Genomic DNA, 17,407 nt, shown 5'->3' on the forward strand with positions numbered 1-17,407 from the left:
TGATCCGACGAACGATGAGCTAGCTTGCGTTGTCGCGAAGTCTCTCGTCGCCGAACGCCTCCAGGATGCGGCAGTCGCCCACCGTGCCACCCGCGCAGTTCGAGATGATGGCGGAGAGCTCGCGTCGCAGGCCGCGCAGGTCGGCGATCTTGCGATCCACGTCGGCCAGGTGCTTCGACGCGATGGCATCGATTGTGTCGCACGAACGGTCCCGTTGGCGCGCCAGGTCCAGCATCGCCCTGATCTCCTCGAGCGTGAAGCCTAGGTCCCGCGTCTTCCGGATGAAGCGCAGCCTGTCGAGATCGCCCGTTGAGTACGAGCGGTAGTTGCCGCCCGTCCTGGCCGGCGGCGCGATCAGGCCCGCCCGCTCGTAGTAGCGAATCGTCTCCACCTTCACACCGGTCGCGGCGGCCAGTCGTCCGATCGTCAGGTCGGCCACGAAACCCCTTGAGTCTATAGTTGCTACAGGGTCCATATACCCATCCACGTCGAGTCGCACGAGGTGGAAATGGCCTGCAGCAGCTGCGCGTCGGGGAAGCCCGACCCCAACAACAGCCCGTCGTGGCGCCGCGCGCTCTGGATCGCGCTCGCCGTGAACGCGACCATGTTCGTCGCCGAGATGGCGGCGGGCGTCGCGGGCGGCTCGAAGGCGCTGCAGGCGGACGCGCTCGACTTCCTGGGCGACGCCGCGAACTATGCGATCAGCCTCGGGGTCGCGGGCATGGCGCTCGCCTGGCGAGCCCGCGCGGCCCTGCTGAAGGGCGGCACACTGGCGCTGCTCGGCATGTACGTGTTCGCCACGACGGCCTGGGCGGTCGGGCACGGCGGCACGCCCGAGGCCGAGGTGATGGGCGTGGTCGGCGTGGCCGCCCTAGTCGCCAACGCCGCCGTCGCGATGATGCTCTACCGCTACCGGACGGGCGACGCGAACATGCGCTCCGTCTGGATCTGCTCGCGCAACGACGCCATCGGCAACGTCGCCGTCGTCCTCGCCGCCGCCGGCGTGTTCGGCACCGGCACTGCCTGGCCGGACCTGCTCGTCGCCGGGACCATGGCCACGCTCGGCATCTCGGGCGGCGTCCAGATCATCCGGCAGGCGCGCGCCGAGCTGAGCCGCGAGCGTCGCGCCCAGATCCTACAGAGGGGAGCAGCATGATGACGGACCTCGTCAAGTCGAGACTGCGCGAACTCGTCGGGCTTGAACTCGAGCGACACGACGCCTCGGCCGCCATCGGCGACATCGGCGCCGCCTGGTGGGCGCTGGAACGTGCCCACATCCTTTCGCAACCCGATCTTCCGCTGCACCTGCGGGTGCACTGGACCTTGCTCGGCTATGCCGTTCGCCAGCGCGACCTGCGCGAAGTCGCGGGCCAGACGCTGCGGCTGGCCCTGGCGCCGATCGGCTCGCTGACGGGTCGGATACCGGTCGGCAACACGGGCCGCTCCAACGTCAGCGCGTTCCAGCCCATGCCGATCCCCGCAGACCTGCGTGCCACGATCGAAGCGGAGCCGAAACCGTGACCGCTCCGTCGCTGACACGCCGGTCAGACGATGCTATGCGGTCCCTCGTGTCACGCATGCTGCGCTTCCTGATCGGCCTCGCGCTCCTAGCCTCCATGGGGCTGGGCGTGGCCGCGCACGCGAACGAGCAGATGTGCATCCCGGGTGTCGAAGCGGCCGCGGTCGCCGGTCACGTCGATGGCGATGCCGACCAGGTGCCCGCCGATTCCGAGAAGGGCTACCCGCATCACCACGGTGGCTGCCACGGCCACCACGTCGCCGCCCCGCTCGACCGGGTGGCGCACGCCGCCCCGCGAGCGAGCGCGGGCGAGCACATGGCCGGCGACAGCGCCGAACTCGCGATGGTCCAGGCCGACTCCACGCTGAGACCGCCGATCGCCTGACGTGCGCCGCGCCGCCGGAACCCGGCGGCCGTCATCCCACGTCAGGAGCAACACATGCATCGCATCATCGCGGCCGCGCTGGCCGCATCCGTCTGCGCATCGTCCGCGCAGGCGCAGACCAGTCCACCGGCAGCCGCGCAGGATGGGCTCACGCTTGAACAGGCGCTCGACCTCGCAGGCGCCAATGCGCCGGGGATCGGGGCAGCGGACGCCGGGGTCAGGGCCGCCGAGGCCCAGCGCCGCGTCGCCGGGCAGCGGCCCAACCCCTCGGTCAACGTGGAGGTCGAGAACGTCGTCGGCACGGGCGCATACAGCGGCATCCGCGGCGCCGAGACGACCGTCGGCATGTCGCTGCCGCTGGAGCTCGGCGGCAAGCGCTCCGCGCGGATCGCAGTGGCGGACACGCAGACCGCCCGTGCCCGACTGGCGGTGGTGACGGCCCGTGCCGATCTCAGGCTCCGCGTCACCCAGGCCTACAACGAGGCGGTGGCGTCCGAACGCCGGCTGCTGATCGCGCGCGACCAGCGGCGCATCGCCACCGAGGGACTGAGGGCGGCGAACGTGCGCGTCCGCGCCGGCCGGGCCTCCCCACTGGAGGAGCAGCGCGCCGACGTCGCTCGCATCAACGCGGACACCGCGCTCGCCCAGGCCGAGCGGGCGGTGACACTCGCGCGCGCCAACCTGGCACGGCTGATCGTGCGCGACCCCGGCGCCCTCGATCTCGGCTGGTTCGACAGGGTCGCCGCCGGCCTCGGCCCGCGGCTTCCCATCAGTCCGGAAGGGACGCTTGCCCTGGCCGCGGCGGAGGCGGAGGTCGCGACCGCCAATGCGCAGGTGCGGTTGGCGCGCAGCCAGCGGGTCCCGGACCTCACGCTGAGCGCAGGTGCCCGCCGGCTGGAGGCCACCAACGACGTGGCGGCGGTATTCGGCGTCAGCGTGCCGATCCCGTTGTTCAACAACGGCCGCGCCGGCGTCGACGCCGCCCGCGCAGAACGGGACCAGGCCGAGGCGCTGCGGCGGGTCGCGCTGTTCGACGCGCAGCGGGCGATCGCCACGGCGGAGACCGACCTCGCCAACGCGGAGGCGAACGCGCGAGCGGCAAACGGCCCGGCGCTCGCGGCGGCTCAGGAGGCCGCCCGCATCGCCCGCATCGGTTACCGCGAGGGCAAGTTCGGCCAGCTCGACCTGCTCGAGGCGGAGCGCACGCTCGCCCAGACCCGCTCGGCCGCCATCGACGCGCTCGCCGCCTATCACGACGCCGAGGCGCGCCTGGAGCGGCTCACCGCCCGCGCGCCAGCCAACACGGAAGTCCAGCCATGAAGAAGACCATCCTGCGGGCGCTCGTCCCCGCGACCCTAGCACTGACGCTCGCCGGCTGCGGCGGCGGCACCGAAGCGCCGGCGGAGAACGCCGCCGGCGAGCACGCGGCCGAGGAAGGCCACGCCGAGGAGGGCGTGGTCACGCTCACCCAGCAGCAGATCACCGACGCGGGCATCGAGGTCGTCCGGCCGACGGTCGGCGGCGTCGCCGGCGCCATCGAGGTGAGCGCCACGATCGAGGGCGATCCGCAGGGCGTGCAGGTCGCGTCCGCCGCGATCGGCGGGCGGCTCGTATCGCTGACCAGGAACCTTGGGCAATCCGTCGGACGCGGCGACGTGCTCGCCGTGATCGAGAGCCGCGAGGCGGCATCGCTGAAGGGCGAGATCGAGGCGGCGCGCGCCCGGGCGGCACTGGCACAGTCCAACCTCCGGCGCGAGCAGCGTCTGTTCGCCGAGCGCGTCTCGCCCGAGCAGGACCTGATTGCCGCCCGCACGGCGGCGACCGAGGCCAACATCGCGCTCCGCCTCGCGCAGCAGCAGCTCGCCGCAACCGGCGGCGGCGGAGGGGCGCTCAACCGCGTCACCGTGCGCTCGCCCATCTCCGGGCAGGTCATCGCCCGGTCGGCCACCCTCGGCCAGACCGTGGCGGCGGACGCGGAGCTGTTCCGCATCGCCAACCTGTCGAAGGTATCGGTCGCGATGTCGCTGCTGCCGGCGGATGCCGGGCGCGTGCAGCCCGGCGCGCAGGTCGAGGTCACAGGTCCCGGGCGTCGGCAGGCCGCACGGGTCACGTTCGTGTCGCCGGTCCTCGACGAGACCACCCGGCTGGTGCCGGTCATCGCCACGCTCGACAACGGCGGCAACACCTGGCGCGTGGGCGAGACCGTCAACGCGTCCGTCATCGTGCCGGCAGGCGGCGACCGGACCGTCGCCGTGCCGTCGGCCGCCGTCCAGATGATCGAGGACAAGCCGCACGTCTTCGTGCGCACCGCGACCGGCTTCAAGGCGGTGCCGGTGACGCTCGGCCGTCGCAACGGCGGCCAGGTCATAGTCACGGCCGGTCTCAACGGTGACGAACGCATCGCGTCCACCAACTCCTTCACCCTCAAGGCCGAGCTCGGAAAGGGCGAGGCGAGCCATGAGGACTGAGCCATGATCGCCCGCATCGTCACCTTCTCGGTGGAGCGGCGCTGGTTCGTCCTGCTGCTCACCGCCGTCGCCGCCATCGCCGGCATGCTCGCGCTCCAGCGGCTGCCGATCGATGCCGTCCCCGACATCACCAACAACCAGGTCCAGATCAACGTCGTCGCACCAGCGCTCTCACCCGACCAGGTCGAGAAGCAGGTCGCCTTCACGGTAGAGACCGCGCTCGCGGGCATCCCCGGCCTCGAATACACCCGCTCGCTCAGCCGCAACGGGTTCGCCCAGATCACGGCGGTGTTCGACGAGGGCACCGACATCTACTTCGCGCGCCAGCAGGTGTCCGAGCGCCTGCGCACGGCCGAGGAGGACCTGCCAGAGGGCGTGAACCCCGAGATGGGCCCGATCGCCACCGGCCTCGGCGACATCTTCATGTGGACCGTCGAATACCGCGAGCTCGACAAGGTCAACCACAAGAGCGGCGAGCCCGGGCTGCAGCCCGACGGCAGCTACATCAGCCCCGAGGGCGACCATCTCGTCAGCGAGGCTGACAAGGCGACCTACCTCCGCACCGTGCAGGACTGGATCGTCGCGCCGCAGCTGAAGGGCACCGCCGGCCTGGCCGGCATCGACTCACTGGGCGGCTACACCAAGGAATATCTGGTCGTCCCCGACGTGCAGCGCATGGCGGCGATGAAGATCACGCTGCAGGACCTCGCCACCGCACTCGAGCGCAACAACACCAGCGCCGGCGCGGGCGTCGTCAACCGCAACGGCGAGGGCCTGTCGGTGCGCGCCGACGGCCGCGTCCGCACGGCCGACGAACTGGCTCGGACGGTGATCGCCACGCGCGAAGGCGTGGCCATCGTGCTGAGCCAGGTGGCGGAGGTCAGGACCGGTCAGGGCCTGCGCATGGGCTCCGCGTCCGAGAACGGCCGCGAGGTGGTCGTCGGCACCGCCGTCATGCGGATCGGCGAGAACAGCCGCACCGTCTCGACGGGCGTGTCGGAGCGCCTGGAGGAGATCGGGCCGTCGCTGCCCGTCGACGTGGTGGTCAAGCCGGTGCTCAACCGCACCGACCTCGTCAACTCGACCATATCGACCGTGGCGCGCAACCTCGCCGAGGGCGCGCTGCTCGTCATCGTCGTGCTGTTCGCGCTGCTGGGCAACTTCCGCGCGGCGCTCATCGCCGCGATGGTGATCCCCATCACCATGCTGCTGACCAGCATCGGCATGCTGCAGGCGGGCGTGTCCGCCAACCTGATGAGCCTCGGCGCGCTCGACTTCGGCCTGATCGTCGACGGGGCGGTGATCATCGTGGAGAACTCGCTGCGGCGGCTGGGCGAGGCGCAGCATGGACGCGGCGACGCGTTGCCGCTGAAGGAACGGCTCGCCATCGTCGCGGCGTCGGCGCGCGAGATGATCCGCCCGTCCGTCTACGGCCAGGCGATCATCATCCTCGTCTACGCGCCGCTGCTCACCTTCACGGGCGTCGAGGGCAAGATGTTCGAACCCATGGCGCTGACAGTGATCATCGCGCTGGTCTTCGCGTTCGTCCTGTCGCTGACCTTCGTGCCCGCGGCGATCGCGATTTGGCTGAGCAAGCGGGTGGAGGAAAAGGAGGGGCGGATCATATCCGCGCTCCGCCGGCGCTACGAGCCGGGCCTCGACACCGCGCTGCGCCGCCCGAACGCCACGCTCGGCATCGCCCTCGGCGCGCTCGCGCTGTCGGCCGTCGCCTTCACGACGCTCGGACAGGAGTTCCTGCCGCAGCTCGACGAGGGCAACGTGCTGGTCCAGGCGATCCGGATCCCCGGCACGTCGGTCGACCAGAGCCAGGCGATGCAGGCGCAGGTCGAGAAGGCGATCGCCAAGGAGCCCGAGGTCCAGTTCGCGTTTTCGCGGACCGGCACGTCGGAGATCGCCTCCGACCCGATGCCTGCGAACATCACCGACACCTTCGTGATCCTGAAGCCGAGGGAACAATGGCCCGACCCGAACCTCGGCAAGGCCGAGTTCGTCGAGCGGCTGGAAAGGCGACTCTCGACCCTCCCGGGCAACAACTACGAGATCACCCAGCCCATCCAGATGCGCTTCAACGAGCTGATCGCGGGCGTGCGCGGGGACGTCGCGGTGAAGGTGTTCGGCGACGACTTCGCCCAGATGAACGCGACGGCGGAGGCGATCGCCGGCGTGCTGCGCCGGACGCAGGGCGCGACCGACGTGCGGGTCGAGCAGACCGAGGGGCTGCCGATGCTGGACATCCGGCCGAACCGCACCGCGATGTCGCGGGTCGGGGTGACCGCGGGCGACGTGCAGGACACGGTCGCCGCCGCGATCGGCGGGCGCGAGGCCGGCATGATCTTCGAGGGCGACCGGCGGTTCCCGGTCGTGATCCGCCTGCCGGAGTCGGCACGCTCCGATCTCACCGCCATCGCGCAGGTACCCGTGCCAACGGCCGAGGGCGGGTTCGTCCCGCTCTCGACCGTCGCGAACATCGAGATCATCGACGGCCCGAACCAGATCAGCCGCGAGAACGGCAAGCGCCGCGTCGTCGTGCAGGCGAACGTGCGCGGCCGCGATGTCGCGGGCGTCGTGGCGGACGCGCAGGCGGCGATCGGCGCCCGGGTGAAGATGCCGCCAGGCACCTACCTCGAATGGGGCGGCCAGTTCGAGAACCTGGCCTCGGCGCGTGACCGGCTGATGGTCGTGGTGCCGATCTGCTTCGCGGTCATTATGCTGCTGCTCTACGGGGCGCTTGGCTCGGTCCGCGACGCGCTGATCGTCTTCACCGGCGTGCCGCTGGCCCTGGTCGGGGGCATCCTCGCGCTGCTGCTAAGGGGCATGCCATTCTCGATCTCGGCCGCCGTCGGGTTCATCGCGCTGTCCGGGGTCGCGGTGCTCAACGGACTGGTGATGCTGTCCGCGATCCAGGACCTGCTGGCGCGAGGCCTCGACCGCGCGGCAGCCGCCCGCGAGGGCGCGCTGGCAAGGCTGCGGCCGGTCGCGATGACGGCGCTCGTCGCCTCGCTCGGCTTCGTGCCGATGGCGCTCGGGCACGGGGCCGGTGCCGAGGTGCAGAAGCCGCTGGCGACGGTGGTCATCGGCGGACTGATCTCGGCCACGCTGCTGACGCTGTTCGTCCTGCCGACGCTCTACGCCCGCTTCGGCCAGCGGCGGATCGAGGCGAGCGCGACGGACGCAACCACCGACATCGAAGGAGTGCAGACGCATGGCGCATGATCACGGATCAGGCGGTCATTCCCACGACCACACCGCGGGCGCGAACGCGAAGATGCTCGGCTGGGCGCTCGCGCTCACGTCCACCTACCTAGTGGCCGAGGTCGTCGGCGGCTTCGTGTTCAACAGCCTCGCACTGCTGTCGGACGCCGCCCACATGCTCACCGACGTCGCCGCGCTGGTGATCGCGCTGATGGCCATCCGGATCGGGCAGCGCCCGCCGGACGACCGCCGCACCTTCGGCTACCGGCGCTTCGAGATCCTGGCCGCCGCGTTCAACGCGATCCTGCTGTTCGGCATCGCGATCTACGTCTTCGTCGAGGCAATCCAGCGGTTCACCGATCCCGAGCCGGTGCAATCTTGGAGCATGCTGATCGTCGCGGCGATCGGCCTCGTCGTGAACCTGGTCTCGATGCGCCTGCTCACCGCGGGCAAGGAAGGCAGCTTCAACGTCAAGGGCGCCTATCTCGAGGTGTGGGCGGACATGATCGGGTCGGTCAGCGTCATCATCGGCGCGCTCGCCATCAAGTTCACCGGCTGGACCTGGATCGACCCGATCGTCGCCGTGGCGATCGGCCTGTGGGTGCTGCCACGGACCTGGGTCCTGCTGCGCGACACGACGAACGTCCTGCTCGAGGGCGTGCCTTCGGGCCTGCGGCTGGTCGAGGTGCGGGCGGCGGTCTCTGCCGTCCCCGGCGTCGCCGGCCTCCACGACCTCCACGTCTGGTCGATGTCGAACGACGACGTCAGCTGCACCATGCATGTCACCTTGGCGCCGGGCGCCGATGCCGACACCGTCCGCAAGGCCGTCACCGAGCTGATCGACGAGCGGTTCGGCATCGAGCACGCGACGATCCAGACCGAGGGACCGGGCGAGGCGTGCGAGGAGAGCGAGCATCTCCACGACTGATGACGAGAAGCCGCCGGCGGCGCGGCGGGCGCCGCGCCGATGGACGGACGAGGACGACGCCGAACTCCGCGTCCGACTCGAGGCGCGCCAGCAGACGGCGCAGATCGCCCGGGAGATGGGAAGGACGATCGACGGGCTTCGTGGCCGGGCGCAGGTGCTGGGACTGACCCTCACGCCGTCGCAGCGGCCGTGGCGGTCGTTTCCGCGGCGCGGGTGATCAGGGCTCGAAGGCGGTGATGATGGGGCAGGCCCCTGCCGACCCGCTGCCACACGCGTCGGCCAGCCGAACGAGCGCCGACCGCGCGTCCTGCAGCTCTGCGATCCTCGCATCCAGCGCCGCCACGCGCGACCTCGCCAGCTCGCGCGCCCGCACGCGGTCATCGACGGCGTCCAGCTCGAGCAGTTCGCCGATCTCGTCCAGCGTGAACCCAGCACCCTGCGCCGACCGGATGAAGCGCAGACGACGGACGTCGGGCTCGCCGTAGCTGCGGAACCCGCTGCCGCCCGGCCGCTTGGGTTCGCTGAGCAAACCCCGGCGCTGATAGTAACGCACCGTCTCGACGCCCACCCCGCCAGCCTCCGCCAATCGTGCGATCGTCATCCTCGACATGGGCTATTGACTCCGGACCATACTACGGACCCTATATGGGCCGGGTGCAGTTGAACAGCAAACCGGAGCGCCCCGTGTCCCAACGTCCCACCGCCGTCCTTCACCGCATGGTGATGCCGACCCATACCTGCCCCTATGGCCTCAAGGCCCTGGACCTGCTTCGGCGCAGGGGCTTCGAGGTCGAGGACCATCATCTCACGACGCGCGCCGAGACGGACGCGTTCAAGGATAAGCACGGCGTGAAGACGACGCCGCAGGTGTTCATCGATGGTCGGCGCATCGGTGGATACGACGACCTGCGGCGGCACTTCGGCATGCAGGTCGCCGAGCCCGGCGCCACCAGCTACCGCCCGGTGATCGCGCTCTTCGCCATGACCGCGCTGCTCGCGCTGGCGGCAAGCCATGCGGCGTTCGGATCCCCGTTCACGCTCCACGCGCTGCAGTGGTTCGGCGGGTTCAGCATGGCCGTCCTGGCGCTGCTCAAGCTGCAGGACGTCGAGAAGTTCTCGACCATGTTCCTCAACTATGACCTGCTCGCCAAGCGCTGGGTCCGCTACGGCTACGTCTACCCCTTCGCCGAGGGCTTGGCCGGCGTCCTCATGGTGGCCGGCGCGCTGAACTGGCTCTCCATCCCGATCGCGCTGTTCATCGGCACGGTCGGCGCCGTCTCGGTCTTCAAGGCGGTCTACATCGACAAACGCGAGCTCAAGTGCGCGTGCGTCGGCGGCAGCTCGAACGTGCCGCTCGGCTTCGTCAGCCTGACCGAGAATCTCGGCATGATCGCGATGGCGGTCTGGATGCTGACCGGCATGGGCGGAATGTGAGGCCGTGCGGGCAGCCGTCGCGCAGCTGCCCGCACCGTCATCCGGCCGCCGAGACCGGCTCCAGCGTGCCCAGCCACGCGACGAGCGCCAGCACCGCGATACCCAGCGCGGCCTCGAACGCCAGGCTCAGCCGCAACGCGCCGATCTCACGTCGCGCCGCCCCCGATGACGCGACGGATCCAAGGGCCGGGGTCAGCCGAAACCTGTTCAAGGATGCCAGCCCCACCATCGCGGCGAACGCGCCCAGCTTGGCAAGCAGCAGCTGGCCGTAAAGCGTGAAGGGCAGGCTGGGCATACCGTCGGGCCCTATGATCAGCCAGCCGTTCACGACCCCCGTGACGACGATGATCGCCACCGCCGCCGTGCCCGCGCGCGAGAAGCCGTGAAGCGCGCGCCAGGACAGATCGAGATGCCCGGCGTCGATCCTTGCCGCCGGTCTGGCGACGAGCAGGACGAGGCCGAGAAGGGATCCCATCCAGATGGCCGCCCCGAGCAGGTGGAGTATGTCCGCGCCCAGGTGAAGAAGGCCGAGCGCGCCCTCGCTCATCGCGCCGTGTCCGCCCCAGGCAAGCGTGGCGACCGCCAGCCCGAAGGCGATCGCCGACGCCGCGATGCGCGTCGGTGGGGGCTCCGCGCCGCGGATGGTCGATGCCGATCCGACCGCCAGGACGAGCGCGACCATCCGAATCGTCCAGGCGGCGCCATAGGGCGTCTCGTCGACGATCATCGTCAGAGTCTCGCGGTCGACCTGCGCCAGGGTCGTGCCCGCCATCGCCGCCGTCATGACGAGCAGGCCGCCTGCGGAAAGCACGAGACCAAGGCACCCGCACGCGACAAGCACCGCGCGCAGCGGCATGACCCTGGCGGTGCCAGCCGGCGCGGTCAGCGCGAAAGCTGCCAGGCCGCAGGCTAGCATCAGGTCGAGGTAGAGCGCGAACCGGATGGCGATTCCCGCCCAGTCCATCGTCAGGCGACCTTGAAGGCGTAGCTGCCCTTCACCCGGTGGGTATCGGCCGATACGCCGTGCCAGTCGAGGCGGTAGGTGCCCTTGGGCAGCGGCTTCGCCAGCGTGAGGATCATCGTCTTGCGATCAGGGCTGACGGCCATCTTGGCAGGCATCTTCATCGGCGGGTGCGAGTCCATCCCGGGCATGCCCGTCATCACGATGTCCGCGCCCGAGAGCTTGGGCAGCAGCGCCTCGGTGAAGGTCACCTGGACCCGCGCCGTCGGTGCGACCGTGGCGTTCGGCGCCGGATTGGCCGAGACCAGCTTGGGGTGGGCCATGGCAGGTGCCGCGATCACCGCGAGGGCGGCAGCGGCGACGACAGCTTGGAAACGCATCTTCGACTCCATCGTGAGATCAGGGATCATCGAGGAATACGCGCCGCGCCGCTCGGACCCTCGCGGACGTCGGTGCACTTCTCGACTGCGCGCACCGGCGAGGGCTGCTAGCAACTAACCCGTATTAGGGGGAATGGAGAACCACATGGACTTCGATCTCGATGCCGCACTCCGTCGGGTCGCCGACGACGAGCATCCCGGGCTGAGCACGATCGACGCGGCCGTGTTCAATCGCGTGCGGGCCAACCGGACGAGCGCGCGGACCGGCATCGGCGCCGTCGCCTTCGCCGCCGTCGGTGCGATCGTGCTGGGCACGATGACTGCCGGCCCCGCGGCTTCGCCCGCGAGCGCCGCCCCCATCGATCCCTTCGGCGTGGCGGGTCCACTCGCACCGTCGACGCTGCTGCTCACCGAGCGATGACGCGCGGACGCTGGACCGCGCTGGTCGCGGTCGTCGCCTTCCTCGCCGCGATCGGCGGCGTGTTCGTCGGCCGCGTGCTCATCCCGGCGCGGCATGCGCAGACGTCGGAACTGCACGCCCTGCTGCACCATGACCTCAAGCTCGATGCCAGTCAGGAAGCCAGCATCGAGCAGCTCGAGCGCGAGTTCGCGGGCAAGCGCAAGTCGCTGGAGGCGGAGCTGCGCGCCGACAACGCGCGGCTCGCCGCCGCCATCGAGGCCGAGCACGGGAATGGCCCCAAGGTAGCCGCGGCCGTGGACGCGTCGCACCGCGCCATGGGCGAGCTGCAGAAGGCGACGCTCACGCACGTGTTCGCCATGCGCGAAGTGCTGCGCCCCGAGCAGAGGGCGGCATTCGACCGCGCGGTCACCAAGTCGCTGACCACCGGCGACCGGTGAGGGCCGATCTGGCGGCACTCGCCGATGGCGACCTCGCAAGCCGTTCGGCTGCCGGGGACGACGAGGCGTTCGCCGAGATCATGCGAAGGCACCGCCAGCGGGTCTACCGCCTTATCCTCGCCAACGTCGCCGACGCGGACGAGGCGCTGGACCTCGTGCAGGAGACGTTCGTATCGGCCCACGGCGCGCTCCGCCGGTTCGATCCGAACCGGCCCATGTCGGCGTGGCTCGCGCGCATCGCGCTCAACAAGTCGCGCGACTGGGCCCGCCGGCGCGCGGTCAGGCGTATGCTCGGCCTGGCCACGCCCGTCGAGGAGATCGCCGAGCTGCATGCCGACGACCAGCCCCTGCAGGACGTGCAGGCGTCCGACCGAGCCGAGCTCAACCGGCTGGCCCGAGCCGTGGCGCAGCTGCCGTCGTCACAGCGAGAGCCGCTCGTGCTCTGCGCGGTCGATGGGCTCAGCCAGGCCGAGGCGAGCGAGGTGCTCGCGATCAGCGAGAAGGCCGTCGAGACGCGCATCCGGCGGGCCCGGCTGACCCTGGCGCAGCTGCTCGGCCGGAACTGACGCCTGCACGTCCACCCGAACCGGATGGTCGCCAATTCCGGCGGCGAGGGCTGACACCGCACGAGCCGTATGCGCTCCCATGGGGGATGCGCAGCGACCGAAAGACGAAGGACGGGAAGGCCGGCGGGACGGCTGCCTTCACGGTGAAGCCGGTGCCGGTGCCTTCGGTTGGATGGACGCGATGCGATGCGTGCTCGCCACCGCGGTCGCGTTCGCCCACGCGTGGTATCTGCTCATCGAGGACTATCGGCAGCCCGCGTCCCTGCCTGCGAGGGCCGGGTATTTCCTCGCCGGCTATGCGCACGCATGCGTCATCCTCTTCTTCGTCCTGAGCGGCTTCTGGATCACGCGCAGCGTGAGCCGGCGGCTGGATGGCGGCTGGCGCTGGCAACCCTATCTGATCGACCGCCTCTCGCGCCTCGGCATCGTGCTGGTGCCCGCGCTGGCGCTCGGCGGTATGCTCGACTGGATAGGGCTCGACCTTCTCGGCTCGACCACCCACCGCGGCCTAACCGACACATACGTCATGCGGCCGGACCTCGCCGACACGCTGAGCTGGCGGACGCTGCTCGGCAACCTCCTCTTCCTGCAGACCATCCTGGTGGCGCCGTTCGGCAGCAACGGGCCGCTCTGGAGCCTGGCGTTCGAGTTCTGGTTCTACATCTGGTTTCCCGCGCTGGCGGTCAGCCTGCGCTCGCGCCGGCCCTCGCCACTGCTGATCACCGCCGGCCTGATCGCGTTCAACCCACATCTGGCGATCAGCTTCGGCTGCTGGCTCTGCGGCACGCTGCTCCATTGGGCGAACGGTGAGCGCGATGCGAAGGCGCCCCCGCCGCGCGGCTGGCTGGTCCTTTCCGCGCTGATGTTCGCCGTGATGCTCGTCGTCGTGCGGCTACGCGGGCTGGACGGCCTGGAGCTGCCGCTCGCCGCGGCGTTCGCGGTCCTTCTCCACACGCTGATGCGCGTCGATCCGGCCCTGCCTGCATGGGCCCGGCCGTTGGCGTCCTACGGTTCGAAGGCGAGCTTCTCGCTCTACGCGGTCCACTTCCCGCTGCTCGCGCTGATGGCCGGCATCGTCATAAACGAGCAGCGCCTGCCACCAACGACCGTCGGTATGGCCATGGTGGCTGCCGCCGTCTCGATCACCGTCGCGTTCTGCTGGGCGTTCGCCTGGTGCACCGAGCGCCACACCGGCCGTCTCCGCGATGCGCTGTCGCGCATGCCCCGGCAGCCAGCCCATCCCAGATCCGCTAGCGAATGAGCAAGCGCCCGCCTTTGCTGGATCGAGTGTTGTGGCTGCCACGCCGCTGCATTAAAACGGTCGCCATGTCCGGATCACACCCGTTCCGCATGCTTGCCTTGGCGCTCATCGGCGTCATGCTCGTTGTGCGCGCGGGCCCCGCGTGTGCGGGGATGCTCCAGCCAGTCCCGCTAGTCGCGCAAGCACGCGCCGATGCTAACATGGATTGCCATGGCATGGCTGGGTCCCATGAACGCAGCAAGGACGGCGATCGCAAGAACGTCCAGGCGACCTGTGGCGCCGCCTGCGTGGCCGTGCCCCCGATGTCACCTTCACCTCAGGCCTCGGCGCCTAAGCCTCCGGCAGCGTTGGAAACCGGTGGGCTGGTGATGGCCGGCATGAGCCTAGCGCTGATCCCGCCCCCTCCTCGAGCGTGACCCGCCGACTTCGCACACGAACATCGAGTTTGAGGAATATCACATGAACACGTTGAAGATCATGGGCGCAGCGTTGGCGCTGACCATCTCCGGCGCTGCGGCTGCAGCCACCGCCGACTGCTGCAAGGACATGGCCTGCTGCAAGGAAGGCGCGGACTGCTGCAAGGAGAAGGGCGGCAAGAAGTCGGACTGCTGCCATGACATGAAGAAGGGCGGCGATCACGCCGGCCATGACATGTCGGGCACTCCGAAGAAGTGATCGGGGCGGGGGCGGCCATGCCGCCCCCGCAAATCAAGCCGCCCGGAATTGCGGGTGTCCGCCGGTGCAGCGGTGCGGCTCCACCGTGACGTGGACCAGTTCCTCGTGGATCGTCACCCGCGCGGCGTATTCGGCCGGTGACAGTGGCTGGTCGGCGACGAGCGAGACGATCGCTGCGAACTTGCCGGGGCCGACCTGCCAGACATGCAGGTCGGTGATGACCGCATCGCCGTCCTCTATGCCTTCGCGGATCTCCTGCTCGAGCCCTGGATTCGCGCTTGCGTCGACCAGCACCCGGCCGGTGTCGCGCAGCAGGCCCCATGACCAGCGGGCGATGACGATGGCGCCGACGACGCCCATCGCGGCGTCGGCCCAGGCCCACCCGAGATAGCGCCCCGCGAGCAGCGCGACGATGGCCAGGACCGACGTCAGCGCGTCGGCCAGGACGTGGAAGTAGGCGGAACGCAGGTTGTTGTCGTGATGGCCGTGCCCGTGGGCATGGTGATCGTGACCATGGTGGTCATGTCCGTGCGAATGCCCGTGGTGGTGATCGGCACCGAGCAGCCAGGCGCTGACGAGGTTCACGGCGAGGCCGAGAACCGCGATCCAGAGCGCTTCGCCATAGGCGATGGTCGACACCGCGAAGAGGCGCATGATCGACTCCGCCCCGATCCCAAGCGCTATGAGGGCCAGCACGAGCGCGCTTGCAAACCCGGCGAGCTCGCCGACCTTGCCGGTCCCGAAGGTGAAGCGCGCATCGGAAGCGTGGCGGCGGGCATAGCCGTAGGCGAGCGCCGCGACGCCGAGCGCCCCTGCATGGGTCGCCATGTGGAACCCGTCGGCAAGCAGCGCCATCGAGCCGGTGAGCCAGCCGGCGACGATCTCGACGACCATCATGGCGGCGGTGAGGACGACGACGTAGCGCGTGCGCCGGGCGTGATGGTCATGTGCGTCGCCCAGGAACACGTGTTCGTGCACATGCGCGCTGGTCTGAGCGTGGTGCATGGGCTGCCCCGGGTGAAGGTAAATTGACCGGCGCCTATACAGGCTCAGTCCGATCCCGAACAGTCGGGCGCCTCGATTGGGAAGCGGCCGGTGGCCCCCGCCGCAGCGGGGGCCGGGGGGTCACTGGGTGCGCTTGCCGCGCGCGCGCAGCCACGCGTTGAGCTGCCCGACTTCCCGCGTCTGGTCCGCGATGGTCTTCGTCGCCATCTGGCGGACCCGGGCGTCGCGGGTCTCGCGCAGCACGATGCGCGACATCTCGATGCCGCCGCGATGGTGCTCGATCATCTTGCGGACCCAGGTCTCCGTCGCGTCGGCGCCGACGGCGGCCATCATCTTCTCGTGCATCCGCATCTCGGCCGGCGGATATGGATTGGCAGGCGTCGCCTGCATCGTCATTCCGCCCGGTTGGCGGTGACCGGCATGGCCGCTCTGCTGCGCAACGGCGGTGCCGCCCGCGATGGCGGCGAGGGCGATGGCGCTCAGGACTGCTTTTTTCACACGAACTCTCCAGTTGCCCCGCTCATCCACCATACGGGGGAGCGCCGGCTACCCCTCCGCCCTGCGGCGCCTTTTTCTCGGCCAGCGCAGATAGAGCAGGATCGTCCCGGCGATCGCGAGCAGAAGCCCCCCGGCGGCGAAGGCCTTGAGCCATGGCGTGTTGAAGTTCTCGTGCTCGCTCCAGTCCATGATGTGGAGCGCCCAGAAGAAGTCGTAGAAGCGCCAAGTTTCGGTGCGCACGGCGGCGATCCGCCCGGCCTCGTCGACATAGACGCGCGTCGCATCCGGATCGGCGAACGCGACCTGCCAGGCGGGCAGCCGTCCCTTATACTCGGCGGTGTTGGCAGTGACTCGGGTCACCTCGAACAGGGGTTTCGGTCGGCCCGTGTAGGCGGCCGATGCGATCTCGCCCGCGGCCGGGGCACCGACCGCGGGAAGCAGCGCCCCGGTCAAGGCATCGTGAATCCGAAACGTGCCCGGCGCGGTCTCGATCTCGACGATCGGCCGATCGAGAAGCAGGCGATAGCGCGCGCTGCGTATTTGCGATCCCGCCGCGATCCGCTCCAGCGGGGCATAGGACCGCGTCGGAAGCACCCCGGCGGGTTCGCGCTGCACGAGATGCTCGCCACGCACGCGCTCGATCGGCAGCAGGCTCATCACCAGACCACTGGTGAACCAGAGCAGGAGCTGAACCCCCACGACGAGCGCCAGCCAGCGGTGAAGCCGGCTCGCGCCTATGTGCAGCTGCATCCTCGTGCTTCGCATTCGCCCCCCTTGACGTCAGGCGCGCCTCACTGGCGCGCAAGCATGCCCTTCATCTGATCGATTTCCTGCTGCTGCGAGCGGATGATGTCCTGGCACAGCGTCTTCAGCTCGGGGTCACGCAGCGACGCCTCGCGGCACATCAGGATCGCGCCCGAGTGGTGGGGGATCATCGACCGCAGGAACGCCGTGTCGCCGATCGTCGTCTGCGTGCGGATGAGCGCAAAGCTCGCGACGAACACGACGATCGATCCGACCAGCAGCAAGCCGTTGGCGCGCTTCGACGGGAACATGTGCGGCATGGCGACGATCATCAGCACGATCATCGGCGTGACCATCATCAGCGCCATGTAGAACATGTTGAGGTTGTTGTAGAAGCTCGACAGGCGGTCGATCATCACGAACATGACGAAATACATGATGATGCCGCCGACCAGCGACTGCACCGCGAGGTTCACATAGGGGTTCTTCATCCGGCTACTCCCTGCTGCCCG

Annotated in this window: 21 protein-coding genes; 13 read left to right on the forward strand and 8 right to left on the reverse strand. The window is 69.7% G+C overall.

Annotated elements, in window-relative coordinates:
- Positions 1-19: 19 nt before the first annotated feature.
- Entirely contained in the window at positions 20-439 is a 420-nt protein-coding gene (locus tag PPZ50_RS07920) for a MerR family transcriptional regulator (protein ID WP_425475056.1), read from the reverse strand.
- Between the two features lie 69 nt (positions 440-508).
- On the opposite strand from PPZ50_RS07920, the gene PPZ50_RS07925 reads away from it, so the two are divergent.
- From PPZ50_RS07925 to PPZ50_RS07955, 7 genes are read left to right on the forward strand one after another with little or no spacing between them, the layout of a single operon-like run.
- On the forward strand, positions 509-1,156 hold the full coding sequence (locus tag PPZ50_RS07925; protein WP_066686809.1) for a cation transporter: 648 nt from the start codon (positions 509-511) through the stop codon (positions 1,154-1,156).
- The gene (locus tag PPZ50_RS07930) at positions 1,153-1,521 is read left to right on the forward strand and encodes a DUF3703 domain-containing protein (protein WP_272815791.1); all 369 of its coding nucleotides are present in this window, start codon (positions 1,153-1,155) and stop codon (positions 1,519-1,521) included. Before PPZ50_RS07925 ends, PPZ50_RS07930 begins: the two co-directional genes overlap by 4 nt.
- 56 nt (positions 1,522-1,577) lie before the next feature.
- Positions 1,578-1,904 carry a hypothetical protein gene (locus PPZ50_RS07935; RefSeq protein WP_126012581.1) on the forward strand — a complete coding sequence of 109 codons (327 nt, stop codon included), beginning with the start codon at positions 1,578-1,580 and terminating at the stop codon, positions 1,902-1,904.
- A gap of 54 nt (positions 1,905-1,958) precedes the next feature.
- The gene (locus tag PPZ50_RS07940; protein ID WP_066686815.1) at positions 1,959-3,224 is read left to right on the forward strand and encodes a TolC family protein; all 1,266 of its coding nucleotides are present in this window, start codon (positions 1,959-1,961) and stop codon (positions 3,222-3,224) included.
- A complete protein-coding gene (locus PPZ50_RS07945; RefSeq protein ID WP_066686818.1) occupies positions 3,221-4,372 on the forward strand; it encodes an efflux RND transporter periplasmic adaptor subunit in 1,152 nt (383 codons plus the stop codon). The genes PPZ50_RS07940 and PPZ50_RS07945 overlap by 4 nt, the downstream gene beginning before the upstream one ends.
- A 3-nt stretch (positions 4,373-4,375) precedes the next feature.
- A complete protein-coding gene (locus PPZ50_RS07950; RefSeq protein WP_126012578.1) occupies positions 4,376-7,606 on the forward strand; it encodes an efflux RND transporter permease subunit in 3,231 nt (1,076 codons plus the stop codon).
- A complete protein-coding gene (locus PPZ50_RS07955; protein WP_272815792.1) occupies positions 7,596-8,513 on the forward strand; it encodes a cation diffusion facilitator family transporter in 918 nt (305 codons plus the stop codon). Before PPZ50_RS07950 ends, PPZ50_RS07955 begins: the two co-directional genes overlap by 11 nt.
- Before the next feature lie 217 nt (positions 8,514-8,730).
- Here the strand turns inward: PPZ50_RS07955 and PPZ50_RS07960 are convergent, their stop codons facing one another.
- A complete protein-coding gene (locus tag PPZ50_RS07960; RefSeq protein ID WP_066686826.1) occupies positions 8,731-9,123 on the reverse strand; it encodes a MerR family transcriptional regulator in 393 nt (130 codons plus the stop codon).
- Positions 9,124-9,158: 35 nt separating this feature from the next.
- Here PPZ50_RS07960 and PPZ50_RS07965 point away from each other — a divergent pair, with 35 nt between their 5' ends.
- A complete protein-coding gene (locus PPZ50_RS07965; protein ID WP_126012576.1) occupies positions 9,159-9,947 on the forward strand; it encodes a glutaredoxin family protein in 789 nt (262 codons plus the stop codon).
- Positions 9,948-9,984: 37 nt separating this feature from the next.
- Here PPZ50_RS07965 and copD read toward each other — a convergent pair whose 3' ends face one another.
- Both copD and copC read right to left on the reverse strand, forming a co-directional pair.
- On the reverse strand, positions 9,985-10,911 hold the full coding sequence (copD, locus tag PPZ50_RS07970; RefSeq protein ID WP_066686830.1) for a copper homeostasis membrane protein CopD: 927 nt from the start codon (positions 10,909-10,911) through the stop codon (positions 9,985-9,987).
- Positions 10,912-10,913: 2 nt separating this feature from the next.
- Positions 10,914-11,318, reverse strand: a complete 405-nt coding sequence (copC, locus tag PPZ50_RS07975) for a copper homeostasis periplasmic binding protein CopC (RefSeq protein ID WP_420038481.1) — start codon at positions 11,316-11,318, stop codon at positions 10,914-10,916.
- 115 nt (positions 11,319-11,433) lie between these two features.
- Between copC and PPZ50_RS07980 the strand changes: the two genes are divergently transcribed.
- From PPZ50_RS07980 to PPZ50_RS08000, 5 genes are all read left to right on the forward strand, one after another.
- Entirely contained in the window at positions 11,434-11,709 is a 276-nt protein-coding gene (locus PPZ50_RS07980) for a hypothetical protein (RefSeq protein WP_066686833.1), read from the forward strand.
- Positions 11,706-12,146, forward strand: a complete 441-nt coding sequence (locus PPZ50_RS07985; protein ID WP_066686836.1) for a periplasmic heavy metal sensor — start codon at positions 11,706-11,708, stop codon at positions 12,144-12,146. Before PPZ50_RS07980 ends, PPZ50_RS07985 begins: the two co-directional genes overlap by 4 nt.
- Positions 12,143-12,712, forward strand: coding sequence for an RNA polymerase sigma factor (locus PPZ50_RS07990; RefSeq protein ID WP_066686839.1), 570 nt, complete (start codon positions 12,143-12,145; stop codon positions 12,710-12,712). The genes PPZ50_RS07985 and PPZ50_RS07990 overlap by 4 nt, the downstream gene beginning before the upstream one ends.
- Positions 12,713-12,791: 79 nt before the next feature.
- Complete coding sequence (locus tag PPZ50_RS07995; protein WP_084401167.1) at positions 12,792-13,973, forward strand: acyltransferase family protein; 1,182 nt, start codon at positions 12,792-12,794, stop codon at positions 13,971-13,973.
- 459 nt (positions 13,974-14,432) lie between these two features.
- A complete protein-coding gene (locus PPZ50_RS08000) occupies positions 14,433-14,648 on the forward strand; it encodes a hypothetical protein (protein ID WP_066686847.1) in 216 nt (71 codons plus the stop codon).
- A 33-nt stretch (positions 14,649-14,681) separates the two neighbouring features.
- Here the strand turns inward: PPZ50_RS08000 and dmeF are convergent, their stop codons facing one another.
- From dmeF to PPZ50_RS08020, 4 genes are all read right to left on the reverse strand, one after another.
- A complete protein-coding gene (gene dmeF / locus PPZ50_RS08005) occupies positions 14,682-15,653 on the reverse strand; it encodes a CDF family Co(II)/Ni(II) efflux transporter DmeF (RefSeq protein WP_066686850.1) in 972 nt (323 codons plus the stop codon).
- 120 nt (positions 15,654-15,773) lie between these two features.
- The gene (locus PPZ50_RS08010) at positions 15,774-16,151 is read right to left on the reverse strand and encodes a DUF305 domain-containing protein (protein ID WP_232307816.1); all 378 of its coding nucleotides are present in this window, start codon (positions 16,149-16,151) and stop codon (positions 15,774-15,776) included.
- 48 nt (positions 16,152-16,199) lie between these two features.
- Positions 16,200-16,901 carry a PepSY domain-containing protein gene (locus PPZ50_RS08015; protein WP_126012676.1) on the reverse strand — a complete coding sequence of 234 codons (702 nt, stop codon included), beginning with the start codon at positions 16,899-16,901 and terminating at the stop codon, positions 16,200-16,202.
- A 41-nt stretch (positions 16,902-16,942) separates the two neighbouring features.
- Entirely contained in the window at positions 16,943-17,386 is a 444-nt protein-coding gene (locus PPZ50_RS08020) for a DUF305 domain-containing protein (RefSeq protein ID WP_066686856.1), read from the reverse strand.
- Between the last annotated feature and the right edge of the window lie 21 nt (positions 17,387-17,407).

Origin of the sequence: Sphingomonas hankookensis, assembly GCF_028551275.1 — a bacterium.
GTDB classification, from domain to species: Bacteria; Pseudomonadota; Alphaproteobacteria; order Sphingomonadales; family Sphingomonadaceae; genus Sphingomonas; species Sphingomonas hankookensis_A.

What these genes read in the sequence shown, in the direction of transcription:
- PPZ50_RS07940 (WP_066686815.1), top strand. Translation starts at nt 1,959, where the DNA reads ATGCATCGCATCATCGCGGCCGCGCTGGCCGCATCCGTCTGCGCATCG.
- PPZ50_RS07980 (WP_066686833.1), top strand. Translation starts at nt 11,434, where the DNA reads ATGGACTTCGATCTCGATGCCGCACTCCGTCGGGTCGCCGACGACGAG.
- PPZ50_RS07985 (WP_066686836.1), top strand. Translation starts at nt 11,706, where the DNA reads ATGACGCGCGGACGCTGGACCGCGCTGGTCGCGGTCGTCGCCTTCCTC.
- PPZ50_RS07950 (WP_126012578.1), top strand. Translation starts at nt 4,376, where the DNA reads ATGATCGCCCGCATCGTCACCTTCTCGGTGGAGCGGCGCTGGTTCGTC.
- PPZ50_RS07935 (WP_126012581.1), top strand. Translation starts at nt 1,578, where the DNA reads ATGCTGCGCTTCCTGATCGGCCTCGCGCTCCTAGCCTCCATGGGGCTG.
- PPZ50_RS07955 (WP_272815792.1), top strand. Translation starts at nt 7,596, where the DNA reads ATGGCGCATGATCACGGATCAGGCGGTCATTCCCACGACCACACCGCG.
- copC (WP_420038481.1), bottom strand. Translation starts at nt 11,318, where the DNA reads ATGATCCCTGATCTCACGATGGAGTCGAAGATGCGTTTCCAAGCTGTC.
- PPZ50_RS07930 (WP_272815791.1), top strand. Translation starts at nt 1,153, where the DNA reads ATGATGACGGACCTCGTCAAGTCGAGACTGCGCGAACTCGTCGGGCTT.
- PPZ50_RS07965 (WP_126012576.1), top strand. Translation starts at nt 9,159, where the DNA reads ATGGGCCGGGTGCAGTTGAACAGCAAACCGGAGCGCCCCGTGTCCCAA.
- copD (WP_066686830.1), bottom strand. Translation starts at nt 10,911, where the DNA reads ATGGACTGGGCGGGAATCGCCATCCGGTTCGCGCTCTACCTCGACCTG.
- PPZ50_RS07995 (WP_084401167.1), top strand. Translation starts at nt 12,792, where the DNA reads ATGGGGGATGCGCAGCGACCGAAAGACGAAGGACGGGAAGGCCGGCGG.
- PPZ50_RS07945 (WP_066686818.1), top strand. Translation starts at nt 3,221, where the DNA reads ATGAAGAAGACCATCCTGCGGGCGCTCGTCCCCGCGACCCTAGCACTG.
- dmeF (WP_066686850.1), bottom strand. Translation starts at nt 15,653, where the DNA reads ATGCACCACGCTCAGACCAGCGCGCATGTGCACGAACACGTGTTCCTG.
- PPZ50_RS07960 (WP_066686826.1), bottom strand. Translation starts at nt 9,123, where the DNA reads ATGTCGAGGATGACGATCGCACGATTGGCGGAGGCTGGCGGGGTGGGC.
- PPZ50_RS08015 (WP_126012676.1), bottom strand. Translation starts at nt 16,901, where the DNA reads ATGCAGCTGCACATAGGCGCGAGCCGGCTTCACCGCTGGCTGGCGCTC.
- PPZ50_RS08020 (WP_066686856.1), bottom strand. Translation starts at nt 17,386, where the DNA reads ATGAAGAACCCCTATGTGAACCTCGCGGTGCAGTCGCTGGTCGGCGGC.
- PPZ50_RS08000 (WP_066686847.1), top strand. Translation starts at nt 14,433, where the DNA reads ATGAACACGTTGAAGATCATGGGCGCAGCGTTGGCGCTGACCATCTCC.
- PPZ50_RS07925 (WP_066686809.1), top strand. Translation starts at nt 509, where the DNA reads ATGGCCTGCAGCAGCTGCGCGTCGGGGAAGCCCGACCCCAACAACAGC.